Below are 17063 nucleotides of genomic sequence, written 5' to 3'. Positions count from 1 at the left end.
TAACAATGTGAGATTAACCAAATTTCAATAAAGTTTCATTAAAATTACCATACCCGCTTGTTGTTGCAAAAAATTTAAATTCCCATTTGGATGGTGAAATGAATATTATTTATTTGCATGGTTTTCAAAGTAATAGCCTCTCTGCCAAAGGACAACTGCTTCAACAATATTGTGAGCAAAAAACGAATTTTCAGGTACATTTACCCGATTTAAACGTGCCTCCGTTGCAGGCACTGCAAGCGATGTCTACATTGATTCAGCAGTTGGAACATCCTGTATTGGTCGGTAGCAGTTTGGGGGGATTTTATGCCATGCAACTGGTGGTTCAGCATGCGCTTCCTGCGGTGTTGATTAATCCTGCCATGCAACCTTGGCACTTGTTTAGACAGCTATTTGCTACGGCACAATTGCCTTATGCAGTGACTGAACACTGGTCATTAGATGAATCTCAGTTGGAAGATTTGGCACACTTGGCTGTTTCAGACGTGCCTAATGCCCATCAAATCTTGGTCTTGCTTCAGCAGGGCGATGAGGTTCTAGATGTAAAAGATGCACAGCGTTTTTTTAGCCAACCGAAGAACTGCGCCATGATTATCAATGAAATGCAGGGCACGCATGGTATGGATAATTTTGCCGAAAAAATTCCCATGGCATTACAGTTTTTATCCGATCATTTGAGAAAAATGTAAGGCTGAAGAAGCCACTTGATCTTAGAGCAAGTGAATTTATTTGTTAGGTCTCGGATGATATGAAGTATTTCAGCCCATTTGCAGTTATTAAAAAAATTGAATAGCCAGTTTTTGAGCATTACGACATGATTTGACGCTTTTCATGGCGAAAGCCAAGATGAGCAAAGCAGGATAGATATGCTTTTTACCGAAAAAGCATATACTGTAGCGCTTGATGTAAAAGTTTTTAACCATAATGCAGGGAATTTGGCAACGTGACGCAATATACGGCTCAATCACTTGAAATTTTATCTGGTTTAGATCCGGTTCGCCGCCGTCCGGGTATGTATACAGACACCTCTCGGCCCAATCATTTGGCGCAGGAAGTGATTGATAATGCTGTCGATGAAGCATTAGCAGGACATGCAAATAAAATTACCGTCAAAGTCTATAAAGATGGTTCATTGTCTGTAGAGGACAATGGTCGAGGTATGCCTGTTGATATTCACCCCGAGTATGGTCAAAGCGGTATAGAAATTATTATGACCAAGCTCCATGCGGGCGGTAAGTTTAGTACAGATAACTATCAGTTTTCTGGTGGCTTGCATGGCGTGGGTATTTCCGTGGTCAATGCATTGTCGACCCGTGTTGAGGTTGAAGTACAGCGTCAAGGCAATCTGTATAAAATGGCCTTTGAAAAAGGCGAAGCTGTTGCCGCACTAGAAGTATTGGAAGGTAAAGCACCAAAACGTGCCAGTGGGACAGTCGTCCATTTTTGGCCTGAAGCAAAATATTTTGACTCTCCTAAATTTGCTTTAAAAGCCTTAAAACACAATTTGAAAGCCAAAGCGGTTTTGGCTGCTGGCTTACAAATTATTTACATTGACGATATTAATAACGAAAAGATTGAATGGCAGTTCGAAAATGGTCTAGTCGACTATTTAATGGACGAATTACAAGATCGTGAAATTTTACCTGCACCTGCTTTTGTTGTAACAGGTGATGCTGAGCGTGCCAGTGCTGAATTTGCCATTTGTTGGAATGTCGAAGGTGGCGAGCAGGTTCAAGAAAGTTATGTCAACTTGATTCCTACCGCACAAGGTGGCACGCATGTGAACGGTCTGCGTTCGGGGGTGACCGATGCAATACGTGAATTCTGTGAATTACGTAATTTGCTCCCTCGTAACCTCAAACTCTCTGCAGAAGACGTTTGGGATGGCGTGAACTACATTTTGTCATTGAAGTTTCAAGAACCACAATTTTCAGGTCAAACCAAAGAACGTTTATCTAGCCGTGAAGCCTCGGGCATTGTGCTTAATATTGCTAAAGATGCCTTTGCTTTATGGCTAAATCAAAATTCAGAGGTTGCTATGCAATTGGCTGAAATGGCCATTTCTAAAGCAGGGCGTCGTCTTAAAGCCGCTAAAAAAGTCGAACGAAAAAAAATCGTAGCAGGGCCAACATTGCCGGGTAAATTGTCCGATTGTGTGGGCCATACCCTTGAAGAGTCTGAATTGTTTATTGTGGAAGGTGACTCTGCCGGTGGTTCTGCAAAGCAAGCCCGAGATAAAAATTTCCAAGCGATTATGCCAATTCGCGGAAAAATTTTAAATACATGGGAAGTCTCTTCAGATGAAGTGCTGACCTCTCAGGAAGTACATAATATTGCGATTGCCATAGGTGTCGATCCGGGCAGTGATGATTTGTCTGAACTGCGTTATGGCAAGGTTTGTATTTTGGCCGATGCCGATTCTGATGGACTGCATATTGCAACTTTATTATGTGCATTGTTTGTCAAACATTTCCCAACATTGGTAGAGGCAGGGCATTTATTTGTTGCAATGCCACCGTTGTATCGGGTTGATGACAATAAAGACGTGCATTACGCCTTGGATGATCATGAACTTGAAGGCATCCTCAAAAAATGCAAAACCAAAAGCCCGCAAATCACTCGCTTTAAAGGCTTAGGTGAAATGAATGCAAGTCAATTACGTGAAACCACACTTGATCCGGATACGCGTCGTTTGGTTCAATTAGATTTAGATGATATGCAATTAACAACAGGTTTATTGGATAAATTGTTGGCAAAAAAACGTGCCGGCGATCGAAAAATATGGCTGGAGCAAAAAGGAAACTTGGCTGAATTAACGGCTTAATTGAACCAATTTTTGCTTAGAAAAACCTGCATTTTTGCAGGTTTTTTATTTTAATTTGGCTAAGTTTTATTTAAAATTCATACGATATTATCCCAATACGAAATTTAAGACTTATAGAAGAATAGCTTAATTATTTACATGAAGAAGTAAGATGGTTTTTAAAATTTACAACGTCTGTATACAATTTTTCAGCATATCTTTCATTCTAAACAGGTTATGTTGAGAGTAAATCATACCAAGAAGATCAAAATGCAAGCCAGCTTATTACTTATTCATCCAAATGACTTAGAAACTTTAATTATAGAAGCCGAGACCATTCAATATGTGCTGGAATCTTCTTTTATTCGACAGTCATTTTATTTAGGAAACGTGTGGGAGGCGCTCAATCAAGTGTTAAACCCTGCGAATCAACAGGCAGAAAATAGCCTGAAATTTATTATTCAGACTGAGCATCCGTTGTCGGACAAAATAAATCAGCCAAGTTTAGTGAGATATAACACAGTGGTTCGCGTTGCTGAAATTCAGAAAAATTTGCAACATTTAACCGTTGATGAAATTAAAAAACGTTATCAGTTTACGGTCGCCAATACTGCACCAGAGGCATTGGAGCAGGAACTTCGGTTGGCAGAATTGAAACTGATTTATTTACAGCTACAAGATTTTTATCGGGAAGCCATACGGAATAATTGGGCAGTAGTGAGTGTTTTTCAAGAGAAAATTCAGCCTGAAAAATTAATCTAATTGTAATTGCATCAAGAGCAGATCATGCCATTCAACACATTTTTGTCCATGTGGCATATAGTTTGTGAAAAATCTGCTTGCTGAGGGCATAAAAAAAGCAAGACTGTTGTCCTGCTTTTTTCGTTTAATTTAATGTGGCATTAGAAGTGGTATTTAACCAATGCACTCACGTTGTTTTCGTCTTGGCCTGAAGCCCCGAATTTATTATTCCAGATTGAATGCTCAATACCCAAATATAAACGGGTTTCTGGAGAAATGTGTTTACCTGCATTCCATTTATATTGGGTTGTCCAGTTTAATTCGCTGGCATGAGACTGAGCAGGATTGCTGTCTTTTTCAGCAGTTGACCAGTCAAGGAAACCATCGACCAAGAAGTCTTCAGAGCCTAATTTAAATGGCACAGCATAAGTGATGGTCATTTGGTAATCATCAGCAGTCTTTTCATTGCTTGCGCGGTAGAAATTGACACTGGCATATTGTGTATAAGGAATAGCAAGGTCAAAACCGATACCGTATAAGAAGTTGTCAAAATTATTGCCAAAATTATCTTGATTGCCTTCCCATGTTGTCGCAATTAAAACATCTTTAATTGGGCCAACAGAAAGCTTCTTACCTGATACTTCACTTAGGCTTAAACGTGGTGCCAACTCAAAGTAAGTTACTTTGTTATCATCGCCACCGCGCATACGGTCCATAAAGAAGAATACATCTGCATATTTTACTTTCGCTGCATATTCAACAGTTAAAGTGCTTTGCTGGTCATGAACAATTTCATAGTTCTCACCATAAAGGCCTGTAAGACTAAAATCTTGCCAGATTGGTGCAGCTTGTGTGAAGGTTGCTGTTGTAGCCAATGTACATGCAGTTACTAATTGTGTAAGTTTCATTAAAAAATATCTCCCCCGAGAAGGACTGAAAGCATACAGATTCTTTAGCAAAAATAAAGCCAAAAGTGATTGCTGGTAGAAAAAATTCGAGGGTAGTAGCAGATGTCTTACATTTTTTTAATGAGCGCACATCTCAAAAAGTAAATTTTGTCTTAAAAAACAGATTTATTATAAATAGTCGTATTTTTACAAGAAAATTCACGTGGTGTAATTAAATCAATTTGGCGAATACAGTAAAAGACTTAGTTTTTATAAGACATTTCAAAAAATATAAAAAATAGCACTTGCATATTTTTCTATTAGGCCCGATATTCGAAGTATAAGGACACAGTTCTGCAGACTATAAAGTGTTCATCGTTCAAGGTGGAGGACAGCGTTCCAAACTAAATTGAAGATGTTCTAGCTGTATAAAACAGCAAGTGTGAGTGTGCCAACATAAGAAAGTTTTGCACAATTTTTGATAGATAATCCAGATGGTTAGAGGATGATATTATGAACATAGAAATCCGTACAGATAAAAACATTCAGAATAATGAGCGCCTAATAGAATACGTTCGTGCAGAACTCAATGAGGAATTTCAGCGCCACAGTGAACGTATTACTCACTTTTCGGTGCATTTAAGTGACGAAAATGGGGACAAAGGCGGTAGCGACGATATTAAATGTATGATCGAAGCACGTCCAGCTGGCTTAAAGCCAGTGGTAGTCAATCATAAAGCTGGAAAGGTTGATCTTGCAATTCATGGCGCGATTGACCGCTTAAAACGTAGTTTAGAGCATGTTTTTGAGAAGAAAGAAAATCCTCGTGCTGTTCAACCTGCATTTGCTGATGCAGATGTGAATGATGCTGACCTTGATGATGATGACGCTTAAAAATGTGTGTAAAAAAAGCCCATTATGGGCTTTTTTTTATGCGTAAAAAATTAACGTTGTTTTACATTATGATAAAACAAATGTCCGTTTATTCGGCATAATACTGATTAATCATTTAAAGAGAATTTCCCATGTTAACAGCACAGCAGCAAGTTTTTGTGCAAGCCTTAGAAGAACTGAATCTTGCTCAGGTGAAACAGCTTTTAGCAACTGGTTTAAATCCAAACTTTGTTGATTTTGAAAAAGGGCCTGCTGTTTCTGTTTGGTCCGATGGGTTGTTTAAATGGTGGGAAGAGATTTGCGAAGCCTATGAGGCAGGTACACCTTTGTCGAATGAGCAAAAGCAGGAGCGTTTGGCAGTTCATTTAGAGATTTTAGAAGCCTTAATTGAAGCCAAAGTCAATTTAAATTTATGGGATGCAGAAGAATTATATGGCCCATTATGGGATGCCGCCAGTTCTGCATGTGTGCCAGTAGTAAAGCGCTTATTAGATGAAAAAGTAAATCCGAATACCAAAGATGGCGAAGGCTTGACCATTCTTTCATCGATTAGTGATTTGTTCTTTGATTGTGATTTTGATGAAGTTGATTGGTCAGAGTCGCTAGATGAAGAAAAGCAAACCTTAGAATTGCTCCGTAGCCATGGCGCAAAAATGAGTAAAGAATTAGATGAATAATAAGGGGTTTTGCATGACTATGATCAAAATTTTAGGATTCGCAACTTTAGCAGGGCTGAGTTCATATACGCTGGCTGCAGATTTTTCCTTTGACCGTCCAGGTGCAGGCTTTGGTACGGGTATTACTCCTGTAGGTCAATTGGCATGGGAACAAGGTTTACCAAGTGCCTCGTATCAAGAAAGCCATGAAAATGGTCAAAAGATCAAACAACTGACGCTCAATGGTGACATGTTATTGCGTACGGGTTTGGCAAAAAATCTTGAATTACAATTGGGCTGGCAAGGCCCAGCGTGGACAAAAACTAAAGTTGGCGGACGTAGTGTTGAAGAAGATGGTTTAGGCGATGTCAGCATTGGTTTGAAAAAAGCCATAGACCTTGATGATGAGAAACTATCGATGGCTATTTTAGCGGAAGCTATTTTAGCCACAGGCAATGATGGTTTTACGAACGAAGATGATATTTATAGTCTGAGTTCAGCAGTTGCTTATGATTTTAATGACTTACTGGCGACATCAATCACGATGCGCTACGAAGTGCAAAACAGCGATTGGGCCGTTTCTGCAATTCCAACTCTGGAATATAAAATTGCAGGCAAGCTTTCAGGCTATTCAGAATTTGTATTTCACAAAGCTGAAAGTGAAAATAATGAATATGCTTTGGGTACGGGTTTAGTTTATGCGGTTAATGATCGTATGCAGTTAGATGCTAGCATCGGTATAGATTTAAATGGTAAAGATAAAGGCTATCAGTCAGGTCTAGGTGCATCTTTCTTATTTTAATGCGTTGTTTAACATTTGATTTTCTTAGGATAAGTTGATTGGTATGAAAATATTTGCTTATGGCGCAGTGGTTGCAGTGCTTTCACTTGGGACTGCGCTAAAAGCAGAATCTGAATTGCTTTCTCCAGAGAAAGCTTTTCCTTTAACGGTGGTTTCCAGCAGTGATCAGGAAGCTGAACTCAGCTGGAAAATTCCGCCTCAATATTATCTGTATCAACACAAAATTGAAGTTAATCAAGGCAATCAGCCTGTGACCTTCAAGTTACCTCCTGCTGAAAAATTGCATGATGAAAATTATGGTCAGGTACAGGTTTATTATCAGCAATTAACTTTGCATGTTCCAACTCAGGCATCACAACAGTATCAAGTGACTTGGCAAGGCTGTGCACAAGACCGTGTGTGTTATCCACCACAAAGTATGACTTTTCAGACCGATATCAATGGTTTGGTGAGTGTACAAAATCAGGCCAATGGGACGAAACGTCTGCTTGATTTAGCTCAAACTGCACCCTTAGGTGCAACATCTATACAAAAAAATGCGGAAGAACCAAGCCAAGGGCAATCGTCTTTATCGGCTGATGGTTCTACAGCGTCAGTCACTGCGCAAGATCAAATGTGGTCTGAAAAACTAGCAGAAAGCTCATTACTGTACGGATTATTGCTGTTTTTTGGTTTGGGTTTATTACTGGCATTTACCCCGTGTTCATTGCCCATGTTACCCATTTTAACTTCGCTGATTGTTCGTGAAAGTAAAGGTTTAAAAGCATGGATGATTGCTCTGACCTTTGTTTTTAGCATGGCAATGGTGTATGCAATATTGGGTCTGATTGCCTCATCGGCAGGACTGAATTTTCAGCGCTGGTTACAACAACCTTCGACATTAATTGCCTTTAGCTTACTGTTTGTGGTTTTTGCTTTAAATCTTTTTGGACTTTTTGAAATTAAGTTGCCTCAACGTCTGGTACAACATTTAGACCATGCCCAGTCCATGCAAAAAGGGGGCAGTCTGGTCGGTGCTGGGGTTATGGGGATGATTTCAGCGTTGCTGGTTGGCCCATGTATGACTGCGCCACTGGCAGGTGCTTTGTTATTCATTTCACAAACGCAGAGCCAATGGCAAGGTGCATTGTTGCTGTTTACCCTTGGTTTTGGTATGGGTACACCCTTATTGCTGGCCAGTGTATTGGGTTCCAGTATTTTACCCAAAGCGGGTATGTGGATGAATCAAATAAAAGTGTTATTTGCTTTTATTATGTTGGGATTGGCCTTGTATTTTGTTCGACCATTGCTGAGTGAAGCCTGGATGCAATGGCTATCTTTGGCGCTAGAACTGAGTTTTGTAGCCTATGTGTTTTGGCAAGTTTTACGCGGACGTACCCAATTAAAATGGCTGTATATTTTTGTACTCTGTTTGGCTATACCTTATGTGGTGTATAGCCAATATCAGCAAAGTCAGCGATTCTTTTTTGAGACCAGTGCAACGCAAGCGGTTTGGCATCATGCGCAAACAGCCACAGAGTTTCAGCAACTTTTACAGCAAATTCCAGTGGGTCAAAAAGCAGTCATTGATGTGTATGCCGACTGGTGTATTGCCTGCCAGCCGATTGAACATCGTATTTTAAAATCGGCCAAAGTCCAGCAAAGTCTGGCGTCGTATTATTTAATTAAATTAGATTTGAGCCATTATGATGCCACGCATCAGGTATTACTAAATGAATGGGATATTTTGGGGCCTCCGACGTATTTGTTCTTAGATGCCTCGCATCAGGAAATTCGTGGACTGCGCTTAACAGGGGCATTTACCGAGGCAGAGTTACTCCAACAATTACAACGTTTTGATGCGTCAGGAGAATAGTTATGCAACTGTTTATTGCCAATAAAAATTACTCTAGTTGGTCAATGCGACCGTGGTTGGTATTAAAAGCATTTGATCTACCTTTTGAAGAAGTCATGATTGCTTTTTCAGAACAGCCTTATGGTGGTGCATTTAAACAAAAAGTGTTGGCGGTTAATCCGAATGGCAAGGTACCCGTACTATTAGATGAAGGTCAGTTGGTTTGGGATTCTCTCGCGATTTGTGAATATTTAGCTGAACAATACCCCAATTTAGCTCTATGGCCAGTCGATAATGCCATGCGTACCCGCGCACGCTGTATTACTGCAGAAATGCATAGTGGCTTTATTAGTTTACGTAATCAATGTGGCATGAACATTCGTGCAGACTTAACCGCACTGGGTCAGAAACTTTGGCAGGCGGATGAAAGCTTACGTCAAGATGTTGCGCGAATTGAGCAAATTTGGACAGCACGTCCGCACCCAGATGGTTTTTTGTGTGGAGACTTTAGTATTGCAGATGCATTTTATGCACCCGTGGTCACTCGATTTATCACCTACGGTTTACCACTGAGCAAGTCAACACAACAATATATGCAGACCCTGTCGGCGCACCCTGCGGTAAAGGCATGGGTAGCAGATGCACATGCAGAACAAGCACGTGTGGCATTTTTAGAGGCGCAACTTTAAATTTCTGTAAGTAAAATTGGACTCGAATGTGCCGAGTAAGTTTTTACGATATTTCGCCCACAAGCTTTGGCTTCATACAGTGCTTTATCTGCGCGACTGAGCAATTGTTGCGGTCGTAATTCAGTGGTCGAAATGGCAATACCAAAACTGGCAGTAACTAAAATAGTTTGACCGTCATCGTCTTGTAGCTGAATGTTTTGAATGGCCTGACGGCATCTTTCTGCAATGTGCTGTGCTTGAGTTAGAGTTGAATGATACAAAATTAGAATAAATTCCTCACCGCCAAAACGCCCCACGACATCATGATCTCGCAAGTTTTGATTGAGTATATTGCTTACCTTAATTAAAGCTTCATCACCTTTATGGTGTCCATATTGATCATTAATTTGTTTGAAATGGTCTAAATCGAGCAAGATGAGGGCATAGCTTTCATCGGTTTTTTGCCCCAATTGCTCTAAGCATTGATTAATCCGGCGCCGATTAAATAAATTGGTGAGTGGATCAATTTGACTTAATTTTTGAATCAAGCGTTCACGGTGGCGCCACTGGCTCAGTAAAATTTCAAACAGTGCCAAACATGTCCCCAAAATAGGCACCATGAAAAATAGTATGGATAAAATCCAAAAGAGGTTGCTATAGCTCTCGTTGTTTATTTGAAACAATGGGGCATAATCTAAAACACCCAAATAACTGAAATAGCTACAACCAATCAAATACAGTGTCGCGGGGATAAATGCACTATAGACAATCACACGTGGCAGAAGCACCAAGCCGACTGTGACCAAGCTGATATATGAAATGAGGGTGGCTGGACTGAGGATACCAATTAAGTAGCCTTCACGGCAAAGTGCAATGACAAAGAGCCCAACGGCTAAATAGGGCAATATGACTTTAACCCAGCGCTTATTACTCCATACATAACAGGGCCAAATGAGACAGATTAAAAGCACCAAAAAAAAGCTATTCAGCATCAACTGAGATTTAAGTAAAGGAAGATTGACCCAAGGCCATAGGGCTGGCGTAAAGAGAATAAATGACTTCCAGATAATCCAAGTGAGATGAACCATTGCCCCTAAAATGAGCATCAACATACATTTTTTCAGGATATTCCAGTTCATTACGACTTCATCTTCAATCAGATACTTGCCCAAGTTTTTCTTGAGTATCGTTTCATGAATGGTGAGCTTTTTCTTCATACCTTCAGCTTTGCCTTTTTATCTTTATGCTTATTTTTAATATGATGATGTTATCAAAGGGTCGGTTCTAAAATATCATGCTTTTATGGGTTTGATAATGGTTGAATTTCACTCAATACATCAGGTGAGATCAATGCAATCTTGAAGTGTTCTATTTTTAAAACAGTACGTTTTAGAATTGATGATTATTTCATTTATGCAATTAAGTAAACTGTGTCTAATCAAGAAATAATAGCCATAGGTTTTAAGCATGAAAGTTTTACATATTGATTCAAGCATTATGGGTGATGCTTCAGTATCGCGCCAACTGAGCCAAGCGATTGTGACGCAATTAAAGGCAAAGCATAACAACGCACAAGTTGAATATTTAGATTTAGCACAACAGACCATTCCTCATTTAACTGCTGAAATTCTCATGGGGCAAAATGTTGAACAAACAGCACTGAGCGAAAAATTGATTCAGCAGTATTTAGATGCTGATGTGGTTGTGATTGGGGCTGCAATGTATAACTTTGGTTTATCATCAGCGTTAAAAGCATGGATTGACCGGATTAGTGTGGCGGGTAAAACCTTCAAATATACTGAAAATGGCCCTGTGGGTTTAGCTGGTGATAAAAAAGCCTATATTGCCAGTAGTCGCGGTGGGGTTTATGGCGAAAATAGTCCAGTCGATTTTCAAGAAGGCATGTTGAAAACCGTCTTTGGTTTTACAGGTGTCAATGATGTAGACGTGATTCGTGCTGAAGGCGTCAACATGGGTGCAGAGATGAAAGATAAAGCCATGGCAGATGCGATGGCTAAAATTCAAGTGATTTAATATCTAGTTTTATTTTTTCAGGCTGAAGTTTCCTTCAGATGATTTCTCCCAATGGTCAGCTTCGGCTGGCCATTTTTAATCACAGTAGCAATATGTGAGAAGATTGAGCTTAGTCTTGATCTAAACGATGAGCAAAATCAGATAAATCGGCAAGTGCGCGCCGACCTTCTTCAAACCATGTGCTGAACATTTGAAAGTTATGCCACATGCCCGTATAAATCTTAAATTCAACATGAAGTTTTGCTTCTGCTGCTTTGTCTTTAAAGCGCTGTGCATCATCGAGCAAAATTTCTTTCGAACCGACTTGTAGATGAATAGGGGGTAGGCCAGATAAATCAGCAAAAAATGGTGATACTTCAGGATCTGCACGATCGACCGATTTCGGTACGTAATAATCAATCCCAGTCTCCAGTGCTTCAATACTGAGCAATGCATCATGCTTACGGTTATAACGTAAAGATTCACTGCTAAGCGTTAGGTCGAGAAAAGGCGACATTAAAATGAGGCCACTGACTTGCGGTAAGAGTTCTTTTTTAATTCGCAGTGCCAAGGCCAAGGCTAAGTTTGCGCCACAAGAATCTCCCGATAAAATAATATCTTTGGCTTGAATTCCTTGATCTAATAACTGGCAGTACACATCAAATAAAGCATCTAGTGCTTCGGGGTATGGATGTTCAGGTGACAGTGGATAATCTAAATGTAAGACCTGCATTTGAGTACGGGCTGCCACTTGGGTCAAAAAACCACGATGAGTCTTCATCGAACCCAAAAAAAAGGCACCGCCATGAATATGTAAAATCAACTGTGTTGATTTTTGTTGTGGTTTGAGTTCTTCTGCCCGTAGACCTGCTAGGCGTAAAGGACGAATCTGAATATCAGGGTTTTTAGGAATTGCACGACACAGTTGCTCTAGGGCAAAACGTAAGGTGTTAGGAGGTAAATTAAACTGGCTCGGTGCACGCACGGCAGTTTTCAAAAAATGTTCTGTAATTAATTGTTTTGTCAGTGGTGATATCTTCATACTGCTTCCATCTTTTTCTGTTTTTTAGTGTGTATTTGCTTATTTACCAACACAAGTTACAAGGTTACACTAAATGGTCACATTCAAAAATTGCAAATTTGTTGTGAGTTTTTAATACTGTAAACTGTCTATACCAGACTAGGGAAATAAACAAAAATGAAAAAAATTGCATTAGCATTAGGATTGCTGGGATTAACTGCGTTGGCAAATGCCGCAGACCCTTTAAATGGCACATCGTGGAAGACAATTGATGATAAAACCAATCAGCCAAAAGCCATCGTTAAATTCACTGAACAAAAAAATGGCACATTGACAGCAAGTATTCAACAAATTTTAACCAAGGGCGAAGAAAATGCCTGTACCAAATGTGAAGGGCCGTATCACAACAAATCTTTAAAAGGCTTACGCATTGTAAGTGGTTTGAAAAGTGCGGGCGATACTCACTATGACAGCGGTACGATTCTAGATCCGCAATCAGGTAAAACTTATAAACTTAAAGGTAATATTGTTGAGGGCGGTAAAAAGCTTGAACTACGTGGCTTTATTGGTTTTGCTGCGCTAGGCCGTAACCAAACGTGGATTCGTGCTAACTAAGTTTATTGGATGTGGCGAACGCGTTAAATAGACTTTGAATAAAAAAGCCTGACCGATGTCGGGCTTTTTCATATTAATATTTTGAAATTATCTGCTAATTAAGCAGATTTTAATGTGCGATAAGCATTTTCATCAAAGCCAACAATTAACCCTTGTGCTGTTTGTAAGACGGGGCGCTTGATCATACTGCTGTGTGTCGTGAGTGTTTCAATCAGGTGTTCTTCACTGGAAAGAGCCGTTTGCTGTTCGTTTTCACTGAGTTTTTTCCAGGTTGTGCCTTTTTTATTCAAAATAACGTCTTGGCCTTTGCTGTCTAACCATGTTTTAACCGTTTTGGCATCAATACCTTGTTTTTTATAATCATGAAATTCATATACCAAGCCTAATTCATTCAGCAAGTCGAAAGCTTTTTTCATGGTGCTACAGTTTTTAATACCGTAAATTTTAAGCATAAGATAAATCCTGAATGATATTGAAATGGGACAATGTGCAATAGGTTAACGAAAAATGTCGGAAAGCTCTATGGTTGGTATCGACAGGTTTTAATACTTTCATCATCTTACTGTCACGAAATAGACATGAAGTCTGCTTAGTGAGCTTAAAGAACAGCAGTTGAAGAAAAATTGCAGAATAAAATTAAAGATCATTTAATCAAAAAAATAAATAAAGCACAAAATATGCACAGTATTAAAATATAAAAAGAACAGTAGAAAATAAAAAAAGCTGTGCCACTTTATTTTTTATAAAAATAACGATTTAGAAAAAGAGAAAACCCGCATTTAATCATCCTGATCATGCGGGTCTCAGTATAACGTCCAATGTCACATCCTTGAGAAACAAGCTAAATCTTTTAGTTTGTTCCCGTTTTCTTCCTACGGCGTCCTATCCTTTTATGTCATCCTGACATGTCCCTGTGCCGTGGAAACATAATGCGCTACATTGGATTTGAGATAAATCTACAAAAACGCCATGTATTGTAAGAAATTGTCGTTAATTAAGTGAACGATTGTTCACTCAATAAGCAATTTTCTTATAATTTATAGTCAATAATGACAGGTGCATGGTCGCTAAACCAGGTCTCTTTATACACCCAAGCATTGACAGTACGGGCTTTCCAGTCTGGTGAACACGCTTGATAGTCAATGCGCCAGCCAACATTCTTCGCGCGCGCTTGACCGCGGTTTGACCACCATGAATACAGTTCAGCTTCTTGGCGTACCTCACGGAACGTATCGACATAACCCAAATCATCATAAATATGATCAAGCCATGCGCGTTCATGCGGTAAACAACCAGACGATTTTTGGTTGCCCGACCAGTTTTTAATATCAATGCGTTTATGCACAATATTGTAGTCGCCACAGACAATGACTGATTTATTTTCTTCGCGCCATTGTTTTAATATTTGCTTATATTGATCTAAAAAGTGGTCTTTGCGTGCTTGCGCTTCGTCACCAGATGAACCAGAAGGTAAATAGAGTGAACAAATGTGCACATTCTGTTCTAAACCTAAGTCAAATTCGGCACTGATAAAGCGACCTTGAGAATCCGCCAGTTCAAAGCCCAAACCGTCTTTGACAGAAACAAAGGGTAAGCGGCTGTAAATGGCTGTACCTGCATAGCCTGGACGTTCTGCGGGAAAGAGATGGGTATACCAGCCTTCAGGTTTGAATTTATCTGTCCATTGGGTATGTGTAATACGACTTTCTTGCATGCAAACCACATCTGCATCGGACTGTTCCAGCCATTCAAGCAAGCCTTTGGTCACAGAAGAACGTAAACCATTGACGTTAATTGAAACCACTCTTAGAATTTTTTGATCACTTGGATAGCTAGTCTTTGGTATCATGCTCAGGTTTAACCTCAACTTTAAAAAATGGAGCACCCCATGACAACGCAAGCGGCATTTAACCCTCAGGCTTTTATCGAACTCGCATTATCACGTGGTGTGCTTAAATTTGGTGAGTTTACTTTAAAATCGGGCCGTGTGAGTCCTTATTTTTTTAATGCAGGCTTGCTCAACGATGGTGAGGCATTGTCATTATTGGCTTCGGGCTATGCAGACAAATTAACTCAGTGCGATCACGTTGAAGTGGTTTTTGGCCCAGCTTATAAAGGGATTCCATTTGTAGCTGCAACGGCAGTGGCTTTGTCACAAAACCATGGTGTGAGCGTGCCTTGGGGGTTCAACCGTAAAGAAGCCAAAGACCATGGTGAAGGTGGCGTTTTGGTTGGCGCATCGGTTGAAGGCAAAAAAGTTTGGATTATTGATGATGTGATTACGGCAGGTACGGCCATTCGTGAAGTTGTGACTATTTTAAAAAATGCAGGCGCACAAATAGCAGGTGTTTTGGTTGCATTAGATCGTCAAGAAAAGGGACAAGGAAGCTTGTCTGCAATTCAAGAAGTGCAACAAGAATTAGAAATACCAGTGCATGCTTTAATTACCATGAAAGATTTGATGGACTTTTTAGAAGCCAAAGGTGAAACAGAAGCTTTGGCAAAAATGGAAGATTATCGTGTGAAATACGGCATCTAATATTTTTTAGATTTAAAAAAGGAAGCGTAAGCTTCCTTTTTTAGTTTAGGCCCAAGCAGAACTGTTGAGTGTAAGGAATGAAAAGCGTGGAATGTGAATAAGTAAAGGAGCCATGTGATCGACTTATCCACTGCTTAAATGATCCCGTATTTTTGCGGATAAACCGTGGGATGGAATTTAAGCGACTTTGTACGCTGTGGCGTACATGGATTCAAGCGCTTTGCATCTATGCCACCTTGTTGTAATTGCTTATGATGGGGACATAGAGAGCAGGATGCTCCAGCAGAATAACAATAAAGATCAGCACAAGGATGAGTAAGGTACGACAGGAGTTATACCGAAGCATCAAATACGAAAAACCCCGACAGGATGTCGGGGTTTTTTTATGTATGAAGATGAAGAGCAATGAACATTAATACGGTTCTGATCGATGGATAGAATTCATTTCATGTCTGACTTGACTGATACGGTCATAAATAACTTTGCGCATACGGTTGATTGCACCAAGCGGTTTATGTTCTAGCTGTGCATGCCAAGGGGTAAACGAAAGATTTTCACAAAATTTATTTTGATCAGGCGTATCAAAAATTTGTTGCGGAATACGAATAGTTGCCACCTTGTAGAAAGGCGCTTGGCCTTCTTTCCATTCAGTCATGGAGTCTTCAATAGACATTGCGTTTGATGTTCTGGGCTGTACTAAAAATTCCATACAGGCATCCGCTTTTTGCAAATCACTTTGCATGGTTTCTCTTAAAAAATTAGGATGAGGCGCATGTGGCATAGGCGTTGTAATCGTTGAACAGGCACGGGCAGAGTATTTAACGGCCTGACGCTCAGTGCCTACCCCTAACTGATAAGGCACCATCGACCAATATCGTGTTTGCAGTGGATTTGAAATTTTGCTCTTGGAATTGAAGGCAATCCAAGTGCCTTTCATCCCTAAGGCAAAAGGAAGATGAAGTTTTTTTAAAAATCCATCGCTATTGATATCCTGCATGAACGAGATATATCGATCTGGATCATTCACAAAAAAAACCGGATGATTAATCATTATGAAATCTTGTGTCGCGGGTGCATCTGCCAAAAGCTTTTTCCCAGGCACATCTAATAATTTGATGGCCATGCCTCGGGCATCGCTTTTGATGTCTGCCTGTGTCGCGTCACGAGATGCATTCGAGAAACGAATCCATGCTTGATAGGTTTTTCCAGGAACAAAGACCCCTTGAGCCAAATTTTTAGGCAGTGTTTCATTGATCTTGAATTCTGCACGGACACAGCCATGTGCTTTAGGGTGCGCATCCCGTAGGGCGAGGCTGGTGGCATATTGTTTCCGAATGGACGCTTCAATGATGTCGGCAATTTCTGTAGCTTTGATGGCTTCATTGGGGGGAAGTCGTTCACCTAGATCATGGTCAACACTGGGATACACGATATTATTTGTTGTCTTTAGTGCGATAGGTGGCGTATTGGCATGTACCACCGTGCAAACACTAATCGCCATGAGCGTCTGGAGTAGCGGGTTTAGGCACATAGGCCGTATTAGGTTCGGCATTGATTGTCTCCTTGCCCGAAGGCGTGCATCCATTTTAG

General features: G+C 40.1%; 17 protein-coding genes. 11 read left to right on the top strand and 6 right to left on the bottom strand.

Translation table 11 applies throughout. From position 1 onward, the window contains the following. The first annotated feature begins 98 nt into the window (after positions 1 to 98). The 3 genes from BBP83_RS02885 to BBP83_RS02875 all read left to right on the top strand — a co-directional run bounded on the left by BBP83_RS02885 (position 99) and on the right by BBP83_RS02875 (position 3565). Positions 99 to 689, top strand: a complete 591-nt coding sequence (locus BBP83_RS02885) for a YqiA/YcfP family alpha/beta fold hydrolase (RefSeq protein WP_068885889.1) — start codon at positions 99 to 101, stop codon at positions 687 to 689. Between the two features lie 254 nt (positions 690 to 943). Continuing rightward, complete coding sequence (parE, locus tag BBP83_RS02880) at positions 944 to 2824, top strand: DNA topoisomerase IV subunit B (protein WP_068885888.1); 1881 nt, start codon at positions 944 to 946, stop codon at positions 2822 to 2824. 249 nt (positions 2825 to 3073) lie between these two features. Then, positions 3074 to 3565, top strand: coding sequence for a DUF1877 family protein (locus tag BBP83_RS02875; protein ID WP_068885887.1), 492 nt, complete (start codon positions 3074 to 3076; stop codon positions 3563 to 3565). A gap of 140 nt (positions 3566 to 3705) precedes the next feature. On the opposite strand, the gene BBP83_RS02870 is transcribed toward BBP83_RS02875, so the two are convergent. Beyond that, entirely contained in the window at positions 3706 to 4452 is a 747-nt protein-coding gene (locus tag BBP83_RS02870; RefSeq protein WP_068885886.1) for an outer membrane protein OmpK, read from the bottom strand. Between the two features lie 492 nt (positions 4453 to 4944). On the opposite strand from BBP83_RS02870, the gene BBP83_RS02865 reads away from it, so the two are divergent. The 5 genes from BBP83_RS02865 (at position 4945) to BBP83_RS02845 (ending at position 9306) form a co-directional block, all read left to right on the top strand. After that, positions 4945 to 5325 carry an HPF/RaiA family ribosome-associated protein gene (locus tag BBP83_RS02865; RefSeq protein WP_068885885.1) on the top strand — a complete coding sequence of 127 codons (381 nt, stop codon included), beginning with the start codon at positions 4945 to 4947 and terminating at the stop codon, positions 5323 to 5325. Between the two features lie 131 nt (positions 5326 to 5456). Beyond that, the gene (locus BBP83_RS02860) at positions 5457 to 6002 is read left to right on the top strand and encodes an ankyrin repeat domain-containing protein (protein WP_068885884.1); all 546 of its coding nucleotides are present in this window, start codon (positions 5457 to 5459) and stop codon (positions 6000 to 6002) included. A 13-nt stretch (positions 6003 to 6015) separates the two neighbouring features. After that, positions 6016 to 6783, top strand: coding sequence for a transporter (locus BBP83_RS02855; protein WP_068885883.1), 768 nt, complete (start codon positions 6016 to 6018; stop codon positions 6781 to 6783). A 43-nt stretch (positions 6784 to 6826) separates the two neighbouring features. After that, the gene (gene dsbD, locus BBP83_RS02850) at positions 6827 to 8638 is read left to right on the top strand and encodes a protein-disulfide reductase DsbD (RefSeq protein ID WP_068885882.1); all 1812 of its coding nucleotides are present in this window, start codon (positions 6827 to 6829) and stop codon (positions 8636 to 8638) included. A gap of 2 nt (positions 8639 to 8640) precedes the next feature. After that, positions 8641 to 9306: a glutathione S-transferase family protein gene (locus BBP83_RS02845; protein ID WP_068885881.1), complete on the top strand. Its 666-nt coding sequence runs from the start codon at positions 8641 to 8643 to the stop codon at positions 9304 to 9306. Here the strand turns inward: BBP83_RS02845 and BBP83_RS02840 are convergent. Further along, entirely contained in the window at positions 9303 to 10502 is a 1200-nt protein-coding gene (locus BBP83_RS02840; protein WP_068885880.1) for a GGDEF domain-containing protein, read from the bottom strand. The genes BBP83_RS02845 and BBP83_RS02840 overlap by 4 nt on opposite strands. 250 nt (positions 10503 to 10752) lie before the next feature. Between BBP83_RS02840 and BBP83_RS02835 the strand changes: the two genes are divergently transcribed. After that, the gene (locus tag BBP83_RS02835) at positions 10753 to 11319 is read left to right on the top strand and encodes an FMN-dependent NADH-azoreductase (RefSeq protein ID WP_068885879.1); all 567 of its coding nucleotides are present in this window, start codon (positions 10753 to 10755) and stop codon (positions 11317 to 11319) included. A 109-nt stretch (positions 11320 to 11428) separates the two neighbouring features. On the opposite strand, the gene BBP83_RS02830 is transcribed toward BBP83_RS02835, so the two are convergent. Then, positions 11429 to 12340, bottom strand: a complete 912-nt coding sequence (locus BBP83_RS02830; RefSeq protein ID WP_068885878.1) for an alpha/beta hydrolase — start codon at positions 12338 to 12340, stop codon at positions 11429 to 11431. A gap of 156 nt (positions 12341 to 12496) precedes the next feature. Between BBP83_RS02830 and BBP83_RS02825 the strand changes: the two genes are divergently transcribed. Continuing rightward, positions 12497 to 12934 (top strand): DUF2147 domain-containing protein, encoded by a 438-nt coding sequence (locus tag BBP83_RS02825; protein ID WP_068885877.1) that lies wholly within the window; start codon positions 12497 to 12499, stop codon positions 12932 to 12934. A gap of 98 nt (positions 12935 to 13032) precedes the next feature. Here the strand turns inward: BBP83_RS02825 and BBP83_RS02820 are convergent, their stop codons facing one another. Further along, complete coding sequence (locus BBP83_RS02820) at positions 13033 to 13386, bottom strand: Spx/MgsR family RNA polymerase-binding regulatory protein (RefSeq protein ID WP_068885876.1); 354 nt, start codon at positions 13384 to 13386, stop codon at positions 13033 to 13035. Positions 13387 to 13964: 578 nt separating this feature from the next. Beyond that, positions 13965 to 14783 (bottom strand): exodeoxyribonuclease III, encoded by an 819-nt coding sequence (locus BBP83_RS02815; RefSeq protein WP_068885875.1) that lies wholly within the window; start codon positions 14781 to 14783, stop codon positions 13965 to 13967. A gap of 39 nt (positions 14784 to 14822) precedes the next feature. Between BBP83_RS02815 and pyrE the strand changes: the two genes are divergently transcribed. Then, positions 14823 to 15473 (top strand): orotate phosphoribosyltransferase, encoded by a 651-nt coding sequence (gene pyrE, locus BBP83_RS02810; RefSeq protein WP_068885874.1) that lies wholly within the window; start codon positions 14823 to 14825, stop codon positions 15471 to 15473. 412 nt (positions 15474 to 15885) lie between these two features. Here the strand turns inward: pyrE and BBP83_RS02805 are convergent, their stop codons facing one another. Beyond that, positions 15886 to 17025 carry a catalase family protein gene (locus BBP83_RS02805; RefSeq protein WP_068885873.1) on the bottom strand — a complete coding sequence of 380 codons (1140 nt, stop codon included), beginning with the start codon at positions 17023 to 17025 and terminating at the stop codon, positions 15886 to 15888. Between the last annotated feature and the right edge of the window lie 38 nt (positions 17026 to 17063).

Origin of the sequence: Acinetobacter celticus, from assembly GCF_001707755.1 — a bacterium.
GTDB classification, from domain to species: domain Bacteria; phylum Pseudomonadota; class Gammaproteobacteria; order Pseudomonadales; family Moraxellaceae; genus Acinetobacter; species Acinetobacter celticus.
The sequence above is the reverse complement of the archived record's forward strand: the minus strand, read 5'-3'. Positions and strand labels throughout refer to the sequence as shown.